The sequence below is a fragment of the Kitasatospora sp. NPDC004531 genome (assembly GCF_053602195.1).
The window spans coordinates 1-22,832 of record NZ_JBSGDD010000104.1; the positions used below are offsets into that span (position 1 = coordinate 1).

Genomic DNA, 22,832 nt, shown 5'->3' on the forward strand with positions numbered 1-22,832 from the left:
AGCGGGCCGAGGGCGACGCCGCCGGCCGAGCAGGCCAGCGTGAGCTTGGCGGCCAGGGTGGGGCGGTCGGGCAGCAGGTCGCCGAGGGCGGCGCCCGCCGCGCCCGTGGACAGGCCGACGGCGATGCCCTGGACGGCGCGTCCGGCGGCCAGCTGCCAGAACGAGTCGGCGGTGGCGAAGACCGCGTCGCCGGCGGCGGACAGCGCCACGGCGGGCAGGATCATGGCGCGCCGGCCCAGGTGGTCCGACCAGTGGCCGACCGCGGCCAGCACCGGGACCAGGGCGAACACGTAGACCGTGAACAGGATCGTGGTGTCGAGCGGGGTCAGCCCGAGCCGGACCTGGAGGGTCGGGTAGAGCGGGGTGACCAGGTTGGCGCCGATCAGCATCAGCAGCAGGGCGGCGGCCACCAGGCCGACGCGGATGCCGCGCAGCGCGTTCCAGCGGCTGATCGCGGAGAGCTGGAGCTGCCCGCGCGGGGCGAGTTCCAGGGGAAGCAGGGCCTCCGACAGTCGGCGGCCGGCGTACTGAGCGGTGCTCAGGCCGGGGCCGGCGGGGGAGAGGTCCGCCATGGCAGGGGTCTCCTGTGGCCGGGCGCCGTCGGGTACGGCCAGGCCGGGAGTGGTGGCATGGCGGTGTGGCCCGAACGGTGCGGGTGTGCACATGAAAGGGGAGTCGGAGCCTCGTCGCTCCGGGGGCGCACGCGCGGGGGTGTGCGCGACGCCCACCGAAGGATACGTGCACCCGGGCACTCGTTCGGCCGCACCGTCCCACTCGTTCGGGGGGACGCCCGCGCAGCTCACGCGTTCGGTGGTGGCGGCCGATACGCTGGGTTGACGGGCCGACACACCGGGCCCGCGCCGCCGGAGCCCCGCCGGGGTCGCCCCAGGGGCGGCGGCGCCCTCCGAGGAACTATGCGGGAGATCGCGCGCGATGGCCGGACGAAGCCGTTACACCCCCGAGCAGCAGCCGTCCGACGCCGAGGGCCTGCTGCCCGCCGACTACGACCTCGCCGAGCTCTACGGTTCGCAGAGCGGCGACGAGGACCCCGACGACACCGCGGTGCTGATCCCGCCGGTCGAACTGCCCGACGACCGCGCGCTCGCCGACGCCGCGCTCGCCGTCCCGCTGATCGCCCGGGTGGTGGCGCTGGCCCGCTGGGTCGACCCGCACCGCGACGTCGACGAGCACGGCGACCTGGGCCCCGAGGACCGCGTCCGGGCCGCCCGGATGCTCGGCTTCGAGGACCCGGACGAGGAGGACGTGGTCGAGGCGATGCGCGCCTGGGCGCTGGCCTGCGACCTCGGCGTGGTGGAGACCGGCACCACCGAGGGCGGCGCCCACATCGCGGTGCCCGGCCCCGACGTGCCGGCCGTCGAGGCCGGCGAGCCGGCGGCCGTGCTCGGCCTGTGGTTCGAGGCCGCCGAGCTGGTCCGCGAACTCGCCGTCGAGGCCGAGTCGGTCGACCCCGAGGTGGTCGAGGGCGACGTGAACGCCGCCGCCGAGGACGCCGACGGCCTGGCCGAGGTGGAGGACGCCCGGGAGGAGGCCGAGGAGATCCTCACCGACGCGCTCACCGTGCTGTACGAGACCAGCGCGTTCACCGACCCCGGCGCCGACACCGTCCCGCTGGGCGTGCTGGCCGCGCTGCTGGTGGTGCCCGACGGCGAGGAGCCCGACGAGGAGATGCTCGGCGAGATCACCGACCTGATGATCGTCCTCGACCCGATGTTCGCCGACCTCGCCGAACTCGGACTGGTCGAGCACAGCCCGATCGACCCCGAGCTGTTCGAGGAGGACGACGAGGAGACCGCCGAGCCCGAGCCGCCGCTCACCGACGAGGACGCCGCCCGGTTCGGCACCGTCCGGCTCACCGAGCTGGGCAAGTACGCCGTCCGCGAGTGGCTGATCGCCGACGGCTACGACGCCCCGCTGATCGGCGACCGGGCGGACCTCGACGGCGGCGCGCTGCTGCGCGCCGTCACCGAGGGCGCCACCCGGTTCGCCGAGCCCGAACTGAAGGCCTGGCTGGCCGCCCGCGAGGACCCGGCCGCCGCCGCCCGCGAGCTGCTGGCCGGCGGGCAGGGGCGCGACAACCGCTCGCCGCTGCGCCGCCACTACTGCGCGGTCGCGCTGGGCGAGCTCGGCGACGGCGCCGTCCCCGCCGTCCGGGAGTTCGTCGACGACCCCGAGCTCGGCGGCCTGGCCCGCGAGTGGCTGCGCGCCCGCGGCGAGGACGTCGCCGCCGCCGAGCGCCCCGCCGCGCTGTGGCGGGTGGTCGACTCGGTGGCCGCCGTGCTGCTGCTCACCGCCGGCGAGGGCGCCCGCCTGCAGGCGCTGGTCGCCGACCTGCCCGTCACCGACAACCCCGCCAGCTACTTCGGCGAGATCTGGCGGGTGCCGCACCCGCTGACCGTCGAGGTGCTGGACGTGATCGGCGCGCTGCACCTGGACCGGAAGGTCGCCAAGGAGGCGCGGCGGGCCGCGATCAAGGCCCGCTCGCTGCGCGCCCGGGGCTGACCGGCCGCCGGGGCGCGGGCCCGCCGCGTCCCGGTGTCGAAAGCCCGCCAAGAAGCTGATGGATCGACAGGTTCCCCGGGCCGTAAGGTGGGGCGGTGCCGGGCCCGCCCGGCACCATTACCCGTCGGGCCCGCCCGGCGGCAGAACGGTGTGGCGAGTGCCGGGGGTGCGGCGAGCGATGAAGAGGCAGCACGCGAGTGGGCCGTGGGAGATCGAGGAGCTCTACGCGGACCAGGAGGCGTACAGCCGACGGGTGTTGGCCGCGGCCGGGTTCCCGGTGTTCGGCTGGGAGCACCGCGCGGGCGGCCTGCCCGGGCGGGACGTGCTCGCCGAGTTCGGCATCGACAACGGCGTCCTCGGCTGGGTCGAGGTCCGCTCCGGCGACTGGAACTCGGTCGACGGACCGTACGTGACGGTGCGCACCTACCGCCCCGGCGCGGACATCGCCGAGCCACTGCCCGACCTGGAGGACGTGGTCGAGGACGAACGCGACCGGGTGTACGAGCACCTCGGCATCGACGAGGGCGACACCCCCGGCGGCGTGCGGGCGCTGCGCGAGTGGATCGGCGTGGACGGCGACCCGCGCGCCGTGCAGATCCACGAGGACCGCCGCCCCGGCGCCGGCACCGTCTGGGCCGGCCGGCTGTGGATGGACGGCGCGACCGTCACCGTCACCGGACGCGGGGTGCCGCCCGGCGCCATCGAACTGCGCCGGATCGCCGACTTCGAGCAGTACATCATCGGCCGCACCGCGCAGCTGCGCGCGCTGGCCGCCCGCCGGCCCGACCCGGCCGCGCCCCCGCCCGAGCCGACGCCCGGCGAACTGGGCCTGAGAGCCCACCGCGAACTCGTCGAGCACGGCATCGCCCGGGCCACCGCCGTGGCGGCCCAACTGCGGGCCGGCCGCTCCGCCCGGCTGCCCCGGCACCTGCGCGGCGACGACCGCAAGGCCCGCTGGGAGACCGTGGTGCGCCAGCAGATGCGGCTCGCCTCCGAGACCCGGGACGAGGCCGACGCCGCGATCACCTCGATGGTCAACCACCTCGGCCGGCTCGCCCACCACGTGGACTGGCTGACCGACACCGCGGAGGGCGCGGCGGCCATCGAGGAAGTGGTGCGGTACACGGTGTTCGCCAGCGAGGTGCCCAGCCTGCCCGCGCAGCGCGCCTGGGAACGGCTGTGGGTCGGGGGCACGCCGGAGCTGCCGTCCGGCACCGAGGACGCCTGGCTGACCGCGTGGGAGCAGTGGCGCGTCGAGCGTACCCAGCATCGCGCCAGGCGGTAAAGGGTCGGTCAGGGGGCGGTTTCGGGTTGGCAAACCGGATGGTCAATCGGCACGTCGACGCTGCGCCGGGTTCACGTCCGGTTCATCCGGGGCCCGGAATCTTTCGGTCACCGACCCACACCCTCCCCCTTCAGGAGTGACCGCCATGTCGCTGTCCCGCCGGGACTTCGTGAACCGTTCGACCGTACTCGGCGCAGGCGTCCTGATCGCCGGCAGCGCCGAGGTGCTGGCCACCGCCCCCGGTGCGATCGCGGCTCCCGCGGGCGGCGAGGCCGCCGTCGCCAAGGGCGGCGGGCACACCGCGGTCGGCTACGGCGAGCTGGTGTCCGACCCGCAGGGCGTCCTGGCGCTGCCGAAGGGCTTCTCGTACGAGATCATCACCCGCACCGGCACCACCACGCTGGTCACCGGCGAGAGCACCCCCAGCAACCACGACGGCACCGCCGCGTTCGAGGGCCGCCACGGCGCGACCCTGCTGGTCAACAACCACGAGCTGGCCGGTCCGCGGGCGAACTGGCCGCACCCGGTGCCGCTGCTGGCCGGCCACGTGTACGACCCGGCGGCGGCCGGCGGCTGCACGGTCGTCGAGGTGTCGGGGCACGGCAACGGCCACGGCAACGGCAACGGCCACGGGAAGGGCCACGGCAAGCGGCAGGTGCGCGAGTGGGTCGGCATCGCCGGCACCGCCACCAACTGCGCGGGCGGGGCCACCCCCTGGGGCACCTGGCTGACCTGCGAGGAGACCGAGGACAAGGCCGGCACCAACGGCTTCACCAAGGACCACGGCTACGTCTTCGAGGTCGACCCGCACGACCAGGACGCCAACCGCGACCCGCGCCCGATCAAGGCCTTCGGCCGGTTCGCGCACGAGGCCGTCGTCATCGACGAGAAGCGCGGCCACGCGTACCTGACGGAGGACGCGTCCAAGCCGAACGGCCTCTTCTACCGCTGGACGCCGCCGGCCGGCTTCAAGCACGGCAAGGGCAAGCTGCGCACGCTGGCCGCCGACGCGGGCGTGCTGGAGGCGCTCAAGGCGTTCGACTCGCAGGGCAAGCTGGTCGACGACCTGTCCCGGGCCACCAAGCCCGGCACCACCTACGGCGCGGACTGGGTCAAGGTCGCGGACCGCGACGCGCGCTCGGTGTCGATCCGCAAGCAGTTCAAGGACGGCGAGATCACCCGCGCCCGCAAGCTCGAAGGCATGTGGTGGGGCGACGGCGGCATCTACTTCGTCTCCTCGTTCGCCCGTGAGGAGTCGCCGCTGCAGCACGACGGGCAGGTGTGGTTCTACAGCCCGGTGCGGCGGACGCTGACGCTCAAGGTGATCCTCGGCGTCAACGCCGACATCTGGACGGACAAGGGGAACTTCGACGGGCCCGACAACATCACCGTCTCGCCCCACGGCGGCCTGATCATCGCGGAGGACGGCAACGGGCTGCAGCACCTGTTCGGGACGACGGCGGACGGGCGGACGTACGCGCTGGCGCGCAACGAGCTGAACCTCGGGTCGGCGGAGAAGCCGGAGTTCAGCGAGTTCACGGGTGTGACGTTCTCGCACGACGGGCGGACGCTGTTCGCGAACATCCAGGAGCCGGGGATCATGCTGGCGATCACGGGGCCGTGGCACCGGATGTGACGCGCTGACGGTGGATCCGCCCGGGGAGGGTTGTTGCTCTCCTACGGGCGGATCTTGCCGTTTGGCCGCTCAGGACTCGGCGAGCTTCAACTGGAGCATGGCGAGGAGGCGTTGCTGAGGTTGAGTCAGGTCGAGGCCCGTCAGTTGTTCGGCTCTGCGGACGCGGTAGCGCAGGGTGTTGGGGTGGATGTGGAGGGCGTCCGCCGCGGTGCGGACCTCGCCGAGGGCGTCGAGGTAGGCGAGGACGGATTCGGCGAGGCGGGTGTGGTGGCGGGCGTCGTAGGTGGTGAGGGCGGTGAGGCGGGGGTCGCGGAGTTCGGGGCGGTCGTGGAGGAGGGCGAGCACCTCGGAGACCAGGACCTCGGCCTGGACGTCGTGGAGGGCGGCGACGTCGGGGGCGACGTTGCCGCGGCTCATCGCGTCGAGGATGCGGTCGGCCTGGGCGCGGGAGGCGGGGACGTCGGCGAGGGCGGGGACGGTGGGGCCGATGGCGGCGCGCAGCGGGATGGCGAGGTGGGTGCGGGCGGCGTCGACGGTCTCCTGGGCCCAGTCGCGCAGGGTGGCCTGGGGGAGGCCGGGCGGGAGTTCGGGGAGCAGGACGTAGATGCGGGAGTCGACGGGGGCGAGCAGGGCGCCGCGGTGGCGGGCGGCGGTGTGGACGGAGATCAGGCCGGTGACCTCGTCGCGGGAGAGTTCGGCGTCGCGTTCGGTGGTGGCGGCCGGGGCGTAGGCGAGCACGGTGGCCGGGCGGCGCAGGTCGAGGCCGAGGTGGGTGGCGAGCGACTGGGGGCCGGTGGAGCCTTCCAGCAGGCCGGTGAGCAGGGTCTGGGTGAGTCGGGCGTCGGCCGTCAACTCCCGTCGGCGGCGGACCAGTTGGCCGGCGGCGACGCGGGCGGCGCCGACCAGGGCCTGGGCGGCGTTCGCGGTGAGGGGGCGGGCGCCCTCCTGGACCCAGATGGTGCCGAGCGGCTGGGCGCCGGAGCGGATGGCGATGGCGAGGCGGCGGCGGATGCCGAGCTCGGGGTGGGCGTCGATCTCGATGGCGCCGTCGGAGCCGCGCAGGTGGGAGAAGACGCCCCATTCGCGGAGCTTGGCGAGGTACGGCTCGGGGCCCTGGCGGCCGAGGATGGACAGCCGGCGCAGGTCGTCGACCTCGTCGGAGTCGGAGGTGCGGGAGTAGGCGAGGACGCGGCTGGAGGTGTCCTCGATCGAGACGATGCCGCCGGTGAGCACGGCGACGGTCTGGGCCAGCGAGAACAGGTCGCCGGTGTCGGCCTCGGCGGGTTCGCCGCTGTCCGGGCCGGTGAGCAGGGTGCGGGCCAGTGAGTCGAGATGCTCCCAGCGGGTCTCGCGGCGCACCGACAGCAGGGCGACGCCGGCCTCGGTGGCGGCCTCGCGCAGCGCGGCGGCCTGGCCGGGGCCGTCGAGCTTGACGGCGACGGCGGCGGCCCGGGCGCGGCCGGCGGCGCGCAGCGCGGGGAGGGCGGCGCGGCCGCGGGCGCCGATGGCGAGGACGAGTTCGCCCGGGGCGGCGGTCGGCGGGTCCTCCGGGTCGAGGATGGCGACGTGGCGGACCGGGACGTCCAGGCCGGCCGGCGCGGCCTGGAGTTCGACCAGCGGTTCGCCGAGCGACATCAGCAGCTGGCGCAGCGGCAGGCCGTTCATGTGGTGGTCCTTCGTCGGGTCTTCGTCGGGACGGACAACATCCCGGCTCCGATGTTAGTGAGCCGGACAGGATTCGGCGGCCGTGACCGGGGCGTGACGGTGTTCGTCCGGGCGGACAACAGCGAGCGGGGGACTTTGGCGGCGCGGCCAACATCACGTGCCGGTGGCGGGGAATAGCGTTCCCCCCATGGCCGACGTGCGACCCGCGTCGGCGTCCCATGACGAGAAGGAGAGCGTGCGCCATGGATGCTGTGACCCAGGTCCCCGCACCGGTGAACGAGCCGGTCCACAGCTACGCCCCGGGCAGCCCCGAGCGGGCCCGCCTGGAGGCGAAGCTGAAGGAGCTGGGCGGCCAGGGGCCGATCCAGCTCACCATGACGATCAACGGTGAGCACCGCCTCGGCGGCGGCTCCGAGATCCACGTGGTGCAGCCGCACAACCACGCGGCCCGGCTCGGCACGCTCCGCAACGCCACCCAGGACGACGCCCGCGAGGCCATCGACACCGCGCTGGCCGCCGCCCCCGCGTGGCAGGCGCTCTCCTTCGACTCGCGCGCCGCGATCTTCCTGCGCGCCGCCGACCTGCTGGCCGGCCCGTGGCGCGAGACGCTGGCCGCCGCCACCATGCTCGGCCAGTCGAAGACCGCCCAGCAGGCGGAGATCGACACCCCCTGCGAGCTGGTCGACTTCCTGCGCTTCAACGTGCACTTCGCCCGGCAGATCCTGGCCGAGCAGCCGATCTCCTCGGACGGCGTGTGGAACCGCACGGACCACCGCCCGCTGGAGGGCTTCGTCTACGCGATCACCCCGTTCAACTTCACCGCGATCGCCGGCAACCTGCCGACCGCGCCCGCGCTGATGGGCAACGTGGTGATCTGGAAGCCGTCCCCGACGCAGCAGTTCGCCGCGCACTACCTGATGCAGCTGCTGGAGGCCGCGGGCCTGCCCAAGGGCGTCATCAACATGGTCACCGGCGACGGCCTGGCGGTCTCCGAGGTCGCGCTCAAGCACCCCGAGCTGGCCGGCATCCACTTCACCGGCTCCACCGCGACCTTCCAGCACCTGTGGCGCGAGGTCGGCACCAACATCTCCGGCTACCGCACCTACCCGCGGATCGTCGGCGAGACCGGCGGCAAGGACTTCCTGGTCGCCCACCCGTCCGCCGACAAGGCGATCCTGAAGACCGCGATGACCCGCGGCGCCTTCGAGTTCCAGGGCCAGAAGTGCTCGGCGCTGTCCCGCGCGTACGTCCCGGCCTCGATCTGGGCCGAGCTGAAGGACGACTTCCGCGACGAGGTCGAGTGGCTCACCATGGGCGACGTCAGCGACCTGGCGAACTTCATGGGCGCCGTGATCGACGAGCGCTCGTTCGCCAAGAACAAGGCCGCGATCGACCGCGCCCAGGCCGACCCGGACGTCGAGGTGCTGGCCGGCGGCACGTACGACGACTCGGTGGGCTACTTCGTCCGCCCGACCGTGCTGGTCTGCAAGGACCCGGCCGCCGAGTACTTCAAGGACGAGTACTTCGGCCCGATCCTCGCCGTGCACGTCTACGAGGACGAGAAGTACGACGAGATGCTCGCGCAGATGGAGTCGGTGTCGGCGTACGGCCTGACCGGCTCGATCATCGCCCAGGACCGCGAGGCCGTGCAGCACGCGATGCGCGTCCTGCGCAACGCCGCCGGCAACTTCTACATCAACGACAAGCCGACCGGCGCCGTCGTCGGCCAGCAGCCCTTCGGCGGCGGCCGGGCCTCCGGCACCAACGACAAGGCCGGCGCCAAGCAGAACCTGATGCGCTGGACGTCCACCCGGTCCATCAAGGAGACGTTCGTCCCGCCGACGGACTACCGCTACCCGCACATGGGCTGACCAAGCCCAGTGCTTTCCCGCGGGGCGGCCGCCACCCCGGCCGTCCCGCGCCTCTCGCCACCAGCTGATCCTTGATCGGGAGTCCACGATGCTCCGTTCCGCCCTCCTCGCCGCCTCGCGCTCCCCGCAGGTGCGCACCATGGTCGAGAAGTTCCCGCCCACCCACGCGATAGTCGAGCGCTTCGTCGCCGGCGACCGCCTCGACCAGGGCGTGAGCGCGACCGAGACGCTGGTCAACAGCGGCCGCAAGGTCACCCTCGACCACCTCGGCGAGGACACCAAGGACGCCTCCCAGGCCGCCGGCACCGCGCTGGCGTACGAGCACCTGCTGACCGCCCTCAAGGAGACCGGCCTCGCCGCCGACGCCGAGGTCTCCGTCAAGCTCTCCGCGGTCGGCCAGTTCCTGCCGGTCGACGGCGAGAAGATCGCGCTGGAGAACGCCCGCCGGATCTGCCAGGCCGCGGCCGACGCCGGCACCACGGTGACCCTCGACATGGAGGACCACACCACCACCGACTCCACCCTCGCCATCGCCCGCGAGCTGCGCGCCGACTTCCCGTGGCTGGGCGTCGTGCTGCAGGCCTACCTGCGCCGCACCGAGGCCGACTGCCGCGACCTCGCCCACGAGGGCTCGCGGGTGCGGATCTGCAAGGGCGCCTACAAGGAGCCCGAGTCGGTGGCCTTCCAGGGCAAGCGCGAGGTCGACCTCGCGTACGTCCGCGCGCTCAAGGTCCTGATGGCGGGCCAGGGTTACCCGATGGTGGCCTCGCACGACCCCAACATGATCAAGATCGCGGGCCAGCTGGCCGAGTGGAACCGCCGCGACGTCACCTCCTTCGAGTACCAGATGCTGTTCGGCATCCGCCCCGAGGAGCAGCTGCGCCTGGCCGAGGCCGGCAACACCATGCGCGTGTACCTGCCGTACGGCCAGGAGTGGTACGGCTACTTCATGCGCCGCCTGGCGGAGCGCCCGGCGAACCTGACGTTCTTCCTGCGGGCGATGGCGACCCGCGGCTGACTTAGCGTCAACTGTCCGACGGGGCCTGCGGCTTGTTGCCGCGGGCCCCGTCGGCGTGCCGGGTCACAGGTCCTGGAACGGCGGCTTCGCGTAGTGGTCGACGGCGTCGCCGGCGGCCCGGCAGAGGCGTTCCAGGCGGGCCCGGTCGTCGTCGATGACGGTGAGCACCTCGAAGGCCCTGGTCGGCAGGTCGCCCGAGCGGCCGGACAGCACCTCCGCGCACAGCAGCCACTGGCCGGCCTGGCAGGCGGTGATCGTCTCCTGCTCCAAGTCCCGTCCCTCGCGGGCGATTTCGGTGGTGGTGCCGTCGCCGGCGACCAGCGACAGCAGCAGGTCGAGGAACCTGGCCCGGGCCGCGGGCGCCCGGAGTTCGGCGATCGCCGCCAGGGCGACCGGGACGATCGCCGGTGCGGGCTCGTACAGGACGACATCGTCGAAGGCGTGCCCGTCGAACAGCCGGGCGCCGTGCGGGTCGTCGTCCGTCCGCTGCGTCAACCGGAGCAGGTCGTCCGCGAGGTGGGCGCCCGACTGGCCGCATCCGCACCGCAGTTGAGCCCAGTTCCGGGCCTTGATCTCCGATTCCACGAAAGTCATGCCGGGATCCTAACGGTCGCCCCACGGGCCGCCCGGTTCGCCGAGCACCCCCGGGACGAAGATCGAGCGGTCGGGATAGTCGCCCTGGCAGTTGACGCAGACCCGTTTGGGGACGGCCGTGAAGGGCTTGGTGGCGTCGTCCACGGTCAGCGCGCCGGTGAACTTCACCTTGCTCGGATCGCCGCCGAGGGCGAGCAGCGCGTTGCCCTCGGCGCAGTACCCGCCTCCCGACGACGCCCAGGCGATGTCCCCGGTCTCCGTGTGCACGGCGGCCACGTAGGTGCGGTTCCTGGTCCGGGCGCTGCGGTTGTTCAGCGCGAACTCGGGCAGCCGGGACTCGGCCTGGCCGATGCGCTGGTCCAGCGACCAGCCGGGCTGTGCCCGGTCGATGTCGACGACGGGTGCCCGGCGGCCGGCCTGCCCACGGGTGGACGGCACGGTGGGGTGCGCCGAGAGGCCGAGCGGGTCGGTCCAGGTGTGGGGGTTGCCGACGTAGGCGTCGGGGTTGGGCGCGGGGCCGAGGCCGAGCGGGTCCGGGCTGGTGTAGCGGGCGGTCTCGGGGTCGTAGTAGCGGCTGACGTTGTAGTGGAGGCGGGTCTCCGGGTCGTAGTACTGGCCGGGGAAGCGCAGCGGGGTGTAGGTGGTGCTGTCGGCGGGCCACGCGGTGTAGCCCCACAGGGTGGGCGTGGTGCGCCAGGCGATCGTGTCGGTGGCGGGGTCGACGAGCTCGGTCGGGGTGCCGATCAGGTCGGTGACGATGGCGAAGAACCGTCGGTCGGTCCGGTCCTGGCCGGCGACGGTCTCGGTCTGGGCGACCGGGGCCAGGCCCTTGTGGTCCCAGCTCAGGGTGTGCGGGCCGGGGAGGTACGGCGCCCGGGTGGTCTGTTCGACGAGGGTCGGGCCGTCCCAGGTGAAGTCGGTCTGCTCCTCGACGCTCCCGTCGGCGGCCAGCCGCTGCTTGGCGATCCGGCGGCCGAACGGGTCGTACAGGTAGCGCCAGCGGGTGCCGTCGGGCGTGGTCACCGCGACCAGGTGGTCCTCGGCGTCCCAGGTGTACCGCCAGGTGTCGGGCTTCCTGGACAGGCGGGTGACCTGGCGCAGGGTCACCCGGCCGGCGGCGTCGTGCTCGTAGCGGACGCGGCCGGCGCCGATCAGCTCGGTGCCGGCGTATGCGCGCTCCCCGACGGCCGCCCGGGCGGCGGGGGCGGCGGGCCACTCGGCGGCGGTGAGGTTGCCGGCCGCGTCGTAGGCGTACCGCTCGGACCAGGTCGCGGCGTCGATGGCGGTCACCCGGCCGACCGGGTCCAGCTCGAAGGCGCGGGTGCCGGTCAGCAGGTCGTCGACCCGGGTGAGGTTGCCGTCGGGGCGGTAGGTGTAGGTCCGCTGCTGGAGCAGGCCCCGGGGCGCGGTCAGGGTCTGGCCGGTCAGCCGGTAGAGGTCGTCCCAGTCGCTGGCGAGGGTCAGCCGGCCGGCGATGGTGCGCTGCCGTTCGCGTCCGGTGGCGTCGTACGCGAAGTCGAGGGTGCCGCCGGAGGTGGCCAGCGCGGTGGTGCGGCCGGCCGGGTCCAGCGTCCAGGCGGTGGTGTGGCCGGCGGGGGTGGAGCGGGCGGTGCGCCGCCCCAGGACGTCCCTGGTGTGGGTGAGGCGCAGTCCGTTGACCACCTCGGCCGTCGGCCGGCCGAGCGCGTCCAGGGTGTGGGCGACCTCGGCGTCCGGGTTGGCGGCGCCGACCAGGAACCCGGCGCCGTCGTAGGCGTAGCGGGTGATCCGGCCCGCGGCGTCCTTCTCCGTCAGCCGGCCCATCGGATCGTAGGTGTAGCGGATCCGGTCGCCGAGCGGCAGGACCGTGCCGGTCAACTGCCCGGCGGCGTCCAGCTCGTAGCTCCGGGTGCGGCCGTGGAAGTCGCGTTCGCCGACGAGCCGCCCGGCGGCGTCGTAGCGGTACTGCCACTGGCGGCCGAGGGCGTCGGTGACGGCGACGAGCCGCATGTCGGCGTCGTGGGCGAACTCGACGCGGGCGCCGTCGGGGGTGGTCCGGGCGGAGAGCGTCTCGAAGTGGGTGTACTCGTAGGCCGTGGTGCGGCCGAGCTGGTCGGTGTGGGTGAGGCAGTTGCCCTCGCCGTCGTAGCTCCAGGACTCGGTGGCGCCGTCGGGCGTCGTCCGGGAGGCCAGGTTGCCCTCGGTGGTCCAGGTCAGCCGGGTGGTGGCGCCGCCCGGGTCGGTGACGGCCACGGTGCGGCCGAAGGCGTCCCGCCGGTAGCGGGCGGTGGCGCCGGCGGGCCGGCCGATCTCGACGGGCAGGCCGGCCGCGTCGCAGCGGACGTGCGTGGTGTGGCCCAGCGCGTCGGTGATGGCGGTGAGGTGGCCGGCCTCGTCGTACGAGAAGACGGTGGTGGCGCCGAGCGGGTCGGTGAGGGAGGTGCGCAGGCCCCGCTCGTCGTAGTCCTGGAGCCAGCTGCCGCCGCCCGGGTCGGTGACCCGTACCGGCAGGCCCGCCGTGGCGTGGTAGGACGCGGTGGCCCGGCTGCCGTCGGGGTGGGTGAGGGCGACGAGGTCGCCGGCGCCGTCGTACTCGTAGCGGGTGGTGCGGCCGAGCGGGTCGGTGAGGGCCAGCAGGCGGTCGTAGTCGTCGCGTTCGAAGCGGGCGGTGTGGCCGAGCGGGTCGGTGACGGCGGTGATCCGGGCGTGCTCGTCGACCAGGTAGCGGGTGGTGTGGCCGAGGGCGTTGGTCTCGGTGTGGGTGCGCAGGCCGGTGGCGGGGTCGGGATCGGAGTAGGTGAACCGGAAGCGGAGGGTGCCGTCGCCGCCGCCCTCGTCGGTGACGCGGTCGAGCGAGTCGTAGCTGTAGTGGTAGCGCGAGTCGTTGCGGTCGGTCCAGGACAGGACGCGGCCGGTGCCGTCGTTGGCGAAGCGCAGCGGCTTGCCGGAGGAGTTGTAGACGGCCGACAGGTGGCCGTCGGTGTAGCCGTAGCGCATCAGCAGCGCGTCGCCGCCGGTGTCGGTGGCGCCGGCCAGGCGCAGGGCGGTGATGCGGTCGTTGTCGACGGTGACCAGGAGCCGGTAGCCGCCGGAGTGCGTGATGGAGAGCGGGACGCCGTCCTCGTCGTAGGCGAGGGCGTAGTGGCGGCCGTGGCGGTCGCGGACCTCGGTGAGCAGGCCCTCGTCGCCGTCGGGCGTGGGGGTGAAGGTGCGGACCAGCCCGGTCGACGGGTCGGTGACGGTGAACTTCCCGTCGACCAGGTCGAGTTCGCGGCGGGAGCCGGCCGAGGCGTACACCGGGTCGCCGGGTTCCGGGTGCGGGTAGGCCTGGGTGATGCGGTCGGCGCGGATGTGGACGACGCCCTGGTCGTCGATCTCCAGGCGCTCGTCGAAGGTGCAGATCCACTTCGGGCCCATCCAGCGGCCCGTCAGCAGGCCGGACTCGAAGCTGCGGGTGAACTCCAGCGGCAGCGAACCGGGCAGCGCGGCGTCGACGTGGTCGATGTACATCCGGCCGGTGGCCATGTCGACGGGCTCGCCGCCGCCGCACCGGCTGTCCAGCGGACGGCCCTCGGTGCGCGGCGACTTCACCTGGTCGCGGCCCTTGCCCTTCGGGTGGGAGCCGCCGCCCCGGCCGCGCCCGCCGCCGCCCGCCCGCGGGTGCGGGACGCCCTTGCCGTCGCCCTTGAAGATCTTCTCCAGGTCCTTGGCGTGCTTCTCCTCGACCTCGCGGACGTTCTTGGCGACCTTCTTCAGGTTGTCGCCGGCCTTGCGGTAGAAGCCCTTCAGCGCCTTCCCGGCGTCCTCCGCCAGCGTCCTGCCGAGCTTCTGCGCCCCGTGCTCCAGCGCCTTGACGATCTGGTTGCTCACCGCAGCCCCCCGCGAACGGCCTTGCCCAGCAGGTCGGTTGATGCCGTGCTGGAAGAGACGGTAGTGCGCGGGGGGCGGTTGCGGAGGTGGTTCAGAGCATCGCGGCGGCAGGCTTGACCATCGAGCGGGCGGTCTTGGCGTCGACGTACTCGCCGAGGGCGGTCATGACCCACTCGCCGGAGAACTGGCGGACCAGCTTGCACATGGCGACACCGGTGCGGGGCTCGGCGTGGGTGAGGTCGAAGCGGACGAGCTCCTCGCCGGTGGCCGCGTCGGTGAGGCGGCAGTAGGCGTTCTTCACGTCGGTGAACTTCTGGCCGGAGAAGGAGTTGACGACGAAGACCAGGCCGCAGACCTCGGCGGGGAGGCCTTCGAGGTGGACGGTGATGGCCTCGTCGTCGCCGCCGCCCTTGCCGGTGAGGTTGTCGCCGGAGTGGGCGATGGCGCCGTTGAAGACGGACAGCTTCATGAACCAGGCGGTGTCGAGCTTCTCGCGGCGGGCGTCGAAGGCGATCACCGAGGCGTCCAGGTCGATGCCGCGGCCGCGGGTGGCGGGCTCCCAGCCGAGGCCCATCCGGACCGAGGCGAGGTACGGCTTGCCGGCCTTCTCCAGGGACACCGAGCCGCCCTTGACCAGGTTCACCCGGCCCTTGTCGAGGGTGACCTTGCCGACCGCGGGGGAGCCGGACGGCATCGGCGGGGCCTGCGGGACGGGCGGGGCCTGCGGGGCGGGCGGCGGCGCGTCCTCGACGCTGACGCCGAAGTCGGTGGCGATGCCGGCCAGGCCGTTGGCGTAGCCCTGGCCGACCGCGCGGATCTTCCACTCGGAGCCGCGCCGGTACACCTCGACCACCACCAGGGCGGTCTCCCGGCTCAGCCGGGGCGGGGTGAAGGTGAACAGCTCACGGCCGCTGTCGGCGTCCCGCACCGTCGCGGTGGGCTCGGTGCCGGCGAAGGTGGCCTGCCGGTCGTCGAGGGAGGCCGTGATTACGATCCGGGTGACGTCGGCGGGCACGGCCGAGGTGTCGACGGTGATCGCGTCCGGGGCGCCGCCCGCGGCCGGGCGGTGCGTGACGCCCGGGCCGGTGGGCGCGTTGAAGAAGACGAAATCGGCGTCCGAACGGACCTTGCCGGACTGGCCGAGCAGCAGCCCCGACACGTCCAACTGCTTGGGCGCGGTGACCTCCACCACGACCCGGCCCGCACCGAGCGACGCGTTGCCGCCCTGCACCAGAACAGACGCCATGTGCTCCTCCTCGACTCTCCGCCGCGACACACCCTAGCCGTCACGCTCGAACACCCCGGGTACGCCACCAGCGAATCCGGGTCGAACGCGCTTGCCGGGCCCGGGCAGGCTCGGCGAGCATGCAGTCATGCCAGCACTGCAACGAGCCGAAGCCACTGTCCGTGCCCGCCTGTTGGAGGTCCACGGCTACACCGTCGACCTCGACCTGACCCGCGGACCGGACCGGTTCGGCAGCACCACCGTGATCCGGTTCGGGTGCGCCGAGCCCGGCAGCGACAGCTTCGTCGACCTGGAACCGGCCGCCCTGCACCGGGCCGTCCTGAACGGGCGGCCGCTGGACGTGGCCGCCCTGGACGGCAACCGGCTCGCGCTGCCCGACCTGCGGGCCGAGAACGAGCTGCTGATCGACGCCGAGATGCGCTACTCGCGCACCGGCGAAGGCCTGCACCGCTACACCGACCCGGCCGACGACGCCGTCTACCTGTACGCCACCTGCGGCCCCGACCTGGCCGCCAAGGTGTTCGCCTGCTTCGACCAGCCCGACCTGAAGGCCCCGATCGCCCTCACCGCCACCGCGCCCGAGGACTGGACCCTGGTCTCCAACGGCGCCCCGGTCCAGTCCGCGGCCGGGCGCTGGGAGTTCGCCGCCACCAGGCCGATCTCCACCTACCTGTTCACGGTGGTCGCCGGCCCGCTGCACTCGGTCTACGGCGAACACGACGGCATCCCGCTCGGCCTGCACGCCCGCCGCTCGCTGGCCGCCGAACTCGACCGCGAGGCCGCCGAGTTGTTCGAGGTGACCGCCGCCTCCTTCGACCGGCTGCACGAACTCTTCGACGAGCGCTACCCGTTCGGCGAGTACCACCAGGCCTTCGTCCCCGAGTTCAACTGGGGCGCGATGGAGAACCCCGGCTGCGTGGTGTTCCGCGACGAGATGCTGTTCCGCACCCCCGCCACCTTCGTCGAGCGCGAGCGCCGCGCCATGGTGGTCTGCCACGAGATGGCCCACATGTGGTTCGGCGACCTGGTCACCATGCGCTGGTGGGACGACCTGTGGCTGAACGAGTCCTTCGCCGAGATGCTCGGCTACCGGATCGCCGCCGAATCCACCCGCTTCACCGGCACCTGGACCGGCTTCTCCGTGCAGCGCAAGGGCTGGGGCTACGACGCCGACCAGCGCGCCTCCACCCACCCGGTGGCCGGCAACGGCACCCGCTCGGTCGCCGAGGCGATGGTCAACTTCGACGGCATCTCCTACGCCAAGGGCGCCTCCGCGCTGCGCCAGCTGGTCGCCTGGCTCGGCGACGAAGCCTTCTTCGCCGGCCTGAACGCCTACTTCGCCGACCACCTGTTCGGCAACGCCGAACTGCCCGACTTCCTGGACGCGCTCGCCGCCGCCAGCGGCCGCGACGTGCACGGCTGGGCCGAGAGCTGGCTGCGCACCAGCGGCGTCGACACCCTGCGCGCCGAGGCCGAACGCGGCGCCGACGGCACGCTGACCGCGCTCACCGTCGTCAACGAGGGCGAGCGGCCGCACCTGATCGAGGTCGGCGGCTACCGGGTCGAGGACGGCCGGGTCGTCCCCGTCGGCCGGGCCGCCGTCGAGCTCGGCCCCGGCCGGCGGGTCGCCGTGCCCGCGCTGGTCGAGGCCGGCGCGCAGCTGATCGTCCCCAACGACGGCGACCTCACCTGGGCCAAGATCCGCCTCGACGCGCACTCCTGGCAGCTCGTCACCGAGTCGCTGTCCGCCGTCGAGGACGACGTCACGCGCGCCGTGCTGTGGGCGCACGCCCGCGACCTGGTCCGGGACGCGGAGCTCGACCCCGCCGGGTACCTCGACCTGATGGAGCGGCACCTGCCCGCCGAGCAGGTGGACGCGATCGTCGAGGCGGTGCTCACGTTCGCGCACGTGCACGTGGTCGGCCGCTACCTGACGGGCGACCGGCAGGAAGCGGGACTGGCGGCCGTCAGCCGGACCGCGCGGGCGATGCTGGGCGCCGCCGGCGGCGAAGGTCGGGAGGGCATCCGGCTGGCGGCGCTGCGGGCCGCCGTGGAGAGCTCCGGCGGGGACGAGCAACTCGCGGAGCTGCGCGGCTGGTTGGCCGGGGAGGACGTTCCCGCCGGGCTGCTGATCGGGCCCGAGCTGCGCTGGGCCGCGCTGGCGCGGCTGGCCGCGCTCGGCCGGCTCGACGAGGCGCAGATCGCGGCGGAACTCGCCCGCGAGCCCGGCACCGAGGCCGAGTTCGGCGCCGCCCGCTGCCGGGCCGCCCGGCCCGACGCCGACGCCAAGGCCCGCGCCTGGCGGGACCTGTTCACGCCCGACGCGATGTCCAACCGGCTGCTGGAGGCCACCGCGCGCGGCTTCTGGGCCTCCGGCGACACGGCCGAGAAGGCGCAGTACGCGCTGCGGTACTTCGAGCGGATCGGCGAGGCCGCGAACCGCGGCGACATCATCGCGCGACAGCTCGGCGAAACCCTGTACCCGGTCGCCCAGGCCACCCCGGAGGTGCTCGCCGCCGCCGAACAGGCCCTGGCCGACCCGGAGTTGACACCCTCGCTGCGCCGCAACCTGATCGACTGCACGGACGACCTGCGCCGCGCCCGGGCGGTCCGGGTGGCGTTCGAGCAGAGCTGACGGTGACCGGCGGGGGCGCCACGGGGTGCCCCCGCCGTGGGGGGTGAACCAACGCCAGTCGCAGGAGGGTTGAGGCTCTCCGGTGGGCGGCGGGTGGCGGCACGGCGCTGCGCGCCGCCGGGGGCGGATGAACCGGATTGCGCCGCAGCGGAGTTGAGGGCTGCCGCGCAGCCGGCGGGACCCGAGGTGCCGGGCCGGGGGCGTGGTGCTGCGGGCGGGATGATCGATGAACTGGCGTGCTTCGCGCGGGAGGTGGGGCCGGCAGGGCGGGCGTGGGTGCGGTGCTGTGTCGGGCGGGGCCTGGGCCGAGGTGCTTCGCTCAGCGGGCGAGTGTGGCGCGGCGCGCGCGGCGTGGCCGCTGAGGCCGCTCACATGGCGGAGACGGGGGCCACGGCGCAGCTGGTGCAGCCTCCGGCCGCGAGGCGTCGGGCGAGCCGCGGGCATCCGGCTGCTGAACCGGCTCGTGTCGCAGGGGGGTGGGGTGCTCGGCGGGCTTGGTGTTTTCTGAACCGGCTTCCGTGTCAGCGGAGTTGAAGGAACCGGTTCGGCCGGCGCAGCCTGCGGGACCCGAGGTGCCGGGCCGGGGGCGTGGTGCTGCGGGCGGGATGATCGATGAACTGGCGTGCTTCGCGCGGGAGGTGGGGCCGGCAGGGCGGGCGTGGGTGCGGTGCTGTGTCGGGCGGGGCCTGGGCCGAGGTGCTTCGCTCAGCGGGCGAGTGTGGCGCTGCGCGCGCGGCGTGGCCGCTGAGCCCCCGCGCTCACATGGCGGAGACGGGGCCACGGCGTAGCTGGTGCAGCCTCCGGCCGCGAGGTGTCGGGGCACGCGGGCATGCCGGTTGCTGATCCGGCTCGTGTCGCAGGGGGGTGGGGTGCTCGGCGGGCTGGGTGGTTTCTGAACCGGCTTCCGTCTCAAAGGAGTTGAAGGATCCACTTCGGTCGGCGCAGGCGTAGGGCGCGAGGTGTCGGGGCGCGCGGGCATCCGGCTGCTGATCCGGCTCGTGCCGCAGGGGGGTGCTCGGCGGGCTGGGTGGTTTCTGAACCGGATTCTGTCTCAACGGAGTTGAAGGCCCCCGTGCGGCCGGCGCAGGCGTAGGGCGTGAGGTGCCTGCGCGGGGGCGTCAGAAGGTGCCGCGGGTGGCGACGGCGCGGGGGGTGGGGAGGGCGAAGGCGGAGGCGGTCCAGGTTTCGGGGGTTTCGGGGGTGGGGGCGGCGATGGCGCCGGTGACGGTGAAGGTGTAGAGGCCGGGGGCGAGCGGGTGGTCGGCGGGGGTGGTGAAGCGGTAGATCAGGGTGTCGCGCTCCAGGGCGACGGTGGCGACCGCGCCGGGGAGGTCGGTGGCGGGGGTGGTGCCGGGGAGCGCGGCGGGGCGGGCGAGGCGGAACTCGACCTGGAGGGCCGTCATCGTCTCGTCCAGGCGCAGTTGCAGGACGTGCCGGGTGCCGGTGCGGCCCAGGGCGTCGACCCGGGTGGTGCCGGTGAGGGGCGCGGGGGAGGGCGGGGCCGGCGAGGCGGACGGCGTCGGGGCCATCGAGGAGTGGGTGTCGCCGACCGCGGGGGCGGTGAACGACGGCGCGGGCCGGGTCGCGGGGGCCGCGGGCCGGGTGGTGGAGGCCGCCGGCGCGGAGGGTGCGGCGGGGCCGGGTGCGACCGCCGGGCGGGCGGCGGGGCGGGTGGCGCCGGGGGCGGGTGCGGCGGTCGCGGAGCCGTGCGGCGGCGCGGGGGAGGCCTGGGTGGTGGACCGCTCGTCGACGGGCGTCTCGCCGGGCGTCGGTTCGGTGGCGTCGGGGCTGGGCACCGGCGGGCCGCCGACGGTCACGCCGGGGCGGCGGCCGATCTGCTGCTGCTCGTTGAGCAGCCAGGTGGTGGCGAGGCTGATCCCGACCACGGTGGACATCGCCATGGCCGCGCCGGAGAACCGGATGGTCGGCAGCCGCAGCCGCCCGCCGAAGGGCCGGGGGCGGCCGTGCCGTCCGGTCCGGCCCGCGGCGACGGGCCGGGAGTGCTCGCGGAGCGCCACCGGGCTCCCCTTCCTGGGTATGGTCCGCGTCTGGCGTCCGGTCCGAACATGACGCCGCACCCGCTGCCGCCCGGGGTGTCCGGCGGAACGGTGCGGGAGGGACGAGACTACCAGCGGACTGACGGGCCGCCAGATTCCCGACCGAACCGGGGTGCGAATCGAGACCGGGCCCGCCGGGCGGGGCGGCCGGGGGCGGTCGGCGGGGCCCGGTGTGCAACCCCCTGCAACCGTTGCACGCGTCGAGTGCGCCGGAGCACGCTTGGCAGGTACCCAGCCGCCACGGAGAGACCGTCATGCCGCGCGACCCGCTCCCAGCCCCGTCCGACCAGCCGCTCGCCGCCACCCCCACGGGCGGCGAACCGGCCGCAGCCGTTGCGCCCACCGTGGTGGAGGAGACGCTGCTGCTGCGGATCGCGCTGGACGAGGAGCAGGTCGGCGAGGTGCGCACCCGGTTCCGCTACGACGCCGCCGCGCCGTACGAGGTGCGGCTGACCTTCCACCCCGGGCGGCCCGACGAGGCGGACTGGTTCTTCGCCCGGGACCTGCTGCGCGACGGCCTGGACTCGCTGAGCGGCCAGGGCGACGTCAAGCTGTGGCCCACCCACTGCCCGTGCCACGGCCTCACCCTGCACGTGGCGCTGGAGTCGCCGCACGGCAGCGCGCTGCTGGAGGCGTCCCGGCCGCAGGTGAAAGCCTGGCTGGAACGCACCTACCTGATCGTCCCGGACGGCCAGGAGCCCGAACTGTCCCCCAGCGACGAGGAGTTGGCGCGCCTGCTCGGTTAGCGCCGCCCGCTCGGGAGGCGGACCACGCCGTGCGCCAGGTCCGCCCGCAGGGCCCGGACGGCCGGGGCGGCGGAGCCGGGCAGCAGGTCGTAGGGGTCGTCCGGGCCGTGCACGACGGCCTGGGCGCAGGTCGTCAGACGGTACGGGCGGGCCTCCAGGAGGTGGCCCAAGTGCCGTCGCAGGCGGGAGAGTTCGGCGCGGACGGTGACGGTGCGGCCGGGTTCGGCGAACAGCGCCTCGGAGAGTTCGGCGGCGCTCAGGCCGTCGCGGTGCAGGGCCAGCAGCAGGAGCAGCTCGGTGTGCCGGGGGCTCGGGGTGTGCGACCAGGAGCCGGCGCTGCCGCTCACCCGCAGTTCGGGGCGGTCGGTGCGGCGCAGGTCGAGTTCGATCAGGCCGCCGCCGGCCTGTTCGGCGTCCGCGGCGGGCTGCGGCGCGGACGGGCGGATCAGCCAGCCGTCGGCCAGCGGCTCGACCACGCACTCGCCGAGGGTCGGCACCCAGTGCGTCCCGCCGCCCTCCCAGCTCTCGGTGGGCACCGCCAGCCGGGGCGGTGCGGGGACGCCGACCGCGGCGGCCGTCCAGCCGGCCGGGTCGACCACCAGCGCGGGGTCGCCGAAGCGGGCCAGCAGCGGCACGGCGACGGTGCGCAGCCGGTGCAGGGCCTCCAGGTGGGCGGCCCGCAGCTCGGTCTCGGCGAGGCGGGCGGCGGTGACGGCGAGGTGCCGCAGGTAGTGGTGGTCGCCGGCGGCCGGGCCGCTGAGGTCGAGCACGCCGATCGGGCGGCCGGTGCGCGGGTCGCGGATCGGGGCGCCGAAGCAGCTCCAGTTGTGGTGGCTGCGCAGGTAGTGCTCGGCGGAGTGCACCTGGGACGGGCGGCCGGTGCGGGCGGTCAGGCCGATGGCGTTGGTGCCGACCTCGTCCTCGGACCACAGCGCGCCCTGTTCGAAGCCGATCGCGTCCACGGCGCGGCGCATCCGGTGTTCGCCGTCCATCCACAGCACCCGGGCCTTCGGGTCGGAGACCGCCAGCACCAGCGGGGTGGAGTCGCCGGGCGTGAACAGGGTGGCGCGCAGTGCGGGCAGCACCGGGGCCAGGCCGGTGGTGCGGCGCAGCTCCTCCAGTTCGGCGGGCGTCAGGCGGGTGGTCTCTCGGGGGCGGTCGGGGTCGAGTCCGAGGCGGCGCAGCCGGGCCCAGGAGTCCTCGATCTCCGGCCGGACCGGGGGTTCGTCGAGGGTGGGCCGCTCGCCCGCCATGATCCGTTCGTACGCGTGGGCGGGGGCGTGCACGCGGGTCGGCGGCCGGTGGCCTCTGGTGCCGTGCTGCATGGGTCCCCCCGTCTCGACGTCGGCTGTCAGCGTAGGCCGGTCGACGTGGACACGCCGAGCCGGAGGGGGAAGGTCGCACCCCGGGCGGCCGCCGGTGCAAAATGATCGGTTCTGTGGCGGTTCGGCCGGTCAGGGGTGGGCCGGGTACTCGCCCTGGGCGGTCTCGACGGCGCGGTGCAGGTCGCTGCCGGCCTCGGCGGCGGTGGCCGCGGTGGCGGCGAGGCAGCCGGCCAGGGCGAGAGCGGCCAGCGTGCGCACGGCGCGGCGGTGGCGGGGCGGGGCGGGGGTGAGCAGGGCGCGGACCCGGCGCGGGACGGGGCCGCCGGTCGCGGCGGGGGCGAGCCCGGGGCGCGCAGGTGGGCGTTCTCGGGCAGGTGGAGGCTGA

The 22,832-nt window shown here is 74.3% G+C and carries 14 protein-coding genes and 1 pseudogene; 7 read left to right on the forward strand and 8 right to left on the reverse strand.

Going from position 1 to position 22,832, the window contains the following annotated elements; translation table 11 throughout:
- The coding region (locus ACWEMJ_RS29415; protein WP_452140154.1) for an MFS transporter at positions 1-572 on the reverse strand (572 nt) is incomplete at its 3' end.
- Between the two features lie 361 nt (positions 573-933).
- On the opposite strand from ACWEMJ_RS29415, the gene ACWEMJ_RS29420 reads away from it, so the two are divergent.
- The 3 genes from ACWEMJ_RS29420 to ACWEMJ_RS29430 all read left to right on the forward strand — a co-directional run bounded on the left by ACWEMJ_RS29420 (position 934) and on the right by ACWEMJ_RS29430 (position 5,441).
- Entirely contained in the window at positions 934-2,520 is a 1,587-nt protein-coding gene (locus ACWEMJ_RS29420) for a hypothetical protein (RefSeq protein WP_452140155.1), read from the forward strand.
- Positions 2,521-2,698: 178 nt separating this feature from the next.
- On the forward strand, positions 2,699-3,805 hold the full coding sequence (locus ACWEMJ_RS29425) for a hypothetical protein (RefSeq protein ID WP_452140156.1): 1,107 nt from the start codon (positions 2,699-2,701) through the stop codon (positions 3,803-3,805).
- 145 nt (positions 3,806-3,950) lie between these two features.
- A complete protein-coding gene (locus ACWEMJ_RS29430) occupies positions 3,951-5,441 on the forward strand; it encodes an alkaline phosphatase PhoX (protein WP_452140157.1) in 1,491 nt (496 codons plus the stop codon).
- A gap of 69 nt (positions 5,442-5,510) precedes the next feature.
- Here the strand turns inward: ACWEMJ_RS29430 and ACWEMJ_RS29435 are convergent, their stop codons facing one another.
- Positions 5,511-7,106 carry a PucR family transcriptional regulator gene (locus tag ACWEMJ_RS29435; protein WP_452140158.1) on the reverse strand — a complete coding sequence of 532 codons (1,596 nt, stop codon included), beginning with the start codon at positions 7,104-7,106 and terminating at the stop codon, positions 5,511-5,513.
- Positions 7,107-7,348: 242 nt separating this feature from the next.
- Between ACWEMJ_RS29435 and pruA the strand changes: the two genes are divergently transcribed.
- Together pruA and ACWEMJ_RS29445 are read left to right on the forward strand one after the other, a co-directional pair.
- Positions 7,349-8,977: an L-glutamate gamma-semialdehyde dehydrogenase gene (pruA, locus tag ACWEMJ_RS29440; protein ID WP_452140159.1), complete on the forward strand. Its 1,629-nt coding sequence runs from the start codon at positions 7,349-7,351 to the stop codon at positions 8,975-8,977.
- Between the two features lie 88 nt (positions 8,978-9,065).
- Complete coding sequence (locus ACWEMJ_RS29445; protein ID WP_452140160.1) at positions 9,066-9,995, forward strand: proline dehydrogenase family protein; 930 nt, start codon at positions 9,066-9,068, stop codon at positions 9,993-9,995.
- A gap of 63 nt (positions 9,996-10,058) precedes the next feature.
- Here the strand turns inward: ACWEMJ_RS29445 and ACWEMJ_RS29450 are convergent, their stop codons facing one another.
- From ACWEMJ_RS29450 to ACWEMJ_RS29460, 3 genes are all read right to left on the reverse strand, one after another.
- On the reverse strand, positions 10,059-10,589 hold the full coding sequence (locus ACWEMJ_RS29450) for a hypothetical protein (RefSeq protein ID WP_452140161.1): 531 nt from the start codon (positions 10,587-10,589) through the stop codon (positions 10,059-10,061).
- A 9-nt stretch (positions 10,590-10,598) separates the two neighbouring features.
- On the reverse strand, positions 10,599-14,438 hold the full coding sequence (locus ACWEMJ_RS29455) for a DUF6531 domain-containing protein (protein ID WP_452140162.1): 3,840 nt from the start codon (positions 14,436-14,438) through the stop codon (positions 10,599-10,601).
- A 91-nt stretch (positions 14,439-14,529) separates the two neighbouring features.
- A complete protein-coding gene (locus tag ACWEMJ_RS29460) occupies positions 14,530-15,684 on the reverse strand; it encodes a TerD family protein (protein WP_452140163.1) in 1,155 nt (384 codons plus the stop codon).
- 127 nt (positions 15,685-15,811) lie between these two features.
- Here ACWEMJ_RS29460 and pepN point away from each other — a divergent pair, with 127 nt between their 5' ends.
- On the forward strand, positions 15,812-18,319 hold the full coding sequence (pepN, locus tag ACWEMJ_RS29465; RefSeq protein WP_452140164.1) for an aminopeptidase N: 2,508 nt from the start codon (positions 15,812-15,814) through the stop codon (positions 18,317-18,319).
- Between the two features lie 1,118 nt (positions 18,320-19,437).
- On the opposite strand, the gene ACWEMJ_RS29470 is transcribed toward pepN, so the two are convergent.
- The gene (locus ACWEMJ_RS29470) at positions 19,438-20,337 is read right to left on the reverse strand and encodes a hypothetical protein (protein ID WP_452140165.1); all 900 of its coding nucleotides are present in this window, start codon (positions 20,335-20,337) and stop codon (positions 19,438-19,440) included.
- A gap of 293 nt (positions 20,338-20,630) precedes the next feature.
- On the opposite strand from ACWEMJ_RS29470, the gene ACWEMJ_RS29475 reads away from it, so the two are divergent.
- Positions 20,631-21,122, forward strand: coding sequence for an SsgA family sporulation/cell division regulator (locus ACWEMJ_RS29475; RefSeq protein WP_452140166.1), 492 nt, complete (start codon positions 20,631-20,633; stop codon positions 21,120-21,122).
- On the opposite strand, the gene ACWEMJ_RS29480 is transcribed toward ACWEMJ_RS29475, so the two are convergent.
- A complete protein-coding gene (locus ACWEMJ_RS29480) occupies positions 21,119-22,447 on the reverse strand; it encodes a GAF domain-containing protein (RefSeq protein WP_452140167.1) in 1,329 nt (442 codons plus the stop codon). The genes ACWEMJ_RS29475 and ACWEMJ_RS29480 overlap by 4 nt on opposite strands.
- 129 nt (positions 22,448-22,576) lie before the next feature.
- A pseudogene (locus tag ACWEMJ_RS29485) lies at positions 22,577-22,832 on the reverse strand (hypothetical protein); the annotation flags it as partial.

Bases quoted from the DNA above. Each gene is read 5' to 3' on its own strand.
- ACWEMJ_RS29425 (WP_452140156.1), top strand. From the start codon at position 2,699: ATGAAGAGGCAGCACGCGAGTGGGCCGTGGGAGATCGAGGAGCTCTAC.
- pepN (WP_452140164.1), top strand. From the start codon at position 15,812: ATGCCAGCACTGCAACGAGCCGAAGCCACTGTCCGTGCCCGCCTGTTG.
- ACWEMJ_RS29420 (WP_452140155.1), top strand. From the start codon at position 934: ATGGCCGGACGAAGCCGTTACACCCCCGAGCAGCAGCCGTCCGACGCC.
- ACWEMJ_RS29475 (WP_452140166.1), top strand. From the start codon at position 20,631: ATGCCGCGCGACCCGCTCCCAGCCCCGTCCGACCAGCCGCTCGCCGCC.
- ACWEMJ_RS29445 (WP_452140160.1), top strand. From the start codon at position 9,066: ATGCTCCGTTCCGCCCTCCTCGCCGCCTCGCGCTCCCCGCAGGTGCGC.
- ACWEMJ_RS29480 (WP_452140167.1), bottom strand. From the start codon at position 22,447: ATGCAGCACGGCACCAGAGGCCACCGGCCGCCGACCCGCGTGCACGCC.
- ACWEMJ_RS29460 (WP_452140163.1), bottom strand. From the start codon at position 15,684: ATGGCGTCTGTTCTGGTGCAGGGCGGCAACGCGTCGCTCGGTGCGGGC.
- ACWEMJ_RS29430 (WP_452140157.1), top strand. From the start codon at position 3,951: ATGTCGCTGTCCCGCCGGGACTTCGTGAACCGTTCGACCGTACTCGGC.
- ACWEMJ_RS29450 (WP_452140161.1), bottom strand. From the start codon at position 10,589: ATGACTTTCGTGGAATCGGAGATCAAGGCCCGGAACTGGGCTCAACTG.
- ACWEMJ_RS29435 (WP_452140158.1), bottom strand. From the start codon at position 7,106: ATGAACGGCCTGCCGCTGCGCCAGCTGCTGATGTCGCTCGGCGAACCG.
- pruA (WP_452140159.1), top strand. From the start codon at position 7,349: ATGGATGCTGTGACCCAGGTCCCCGCACCGGTGAACGAGCCGGTCCAC.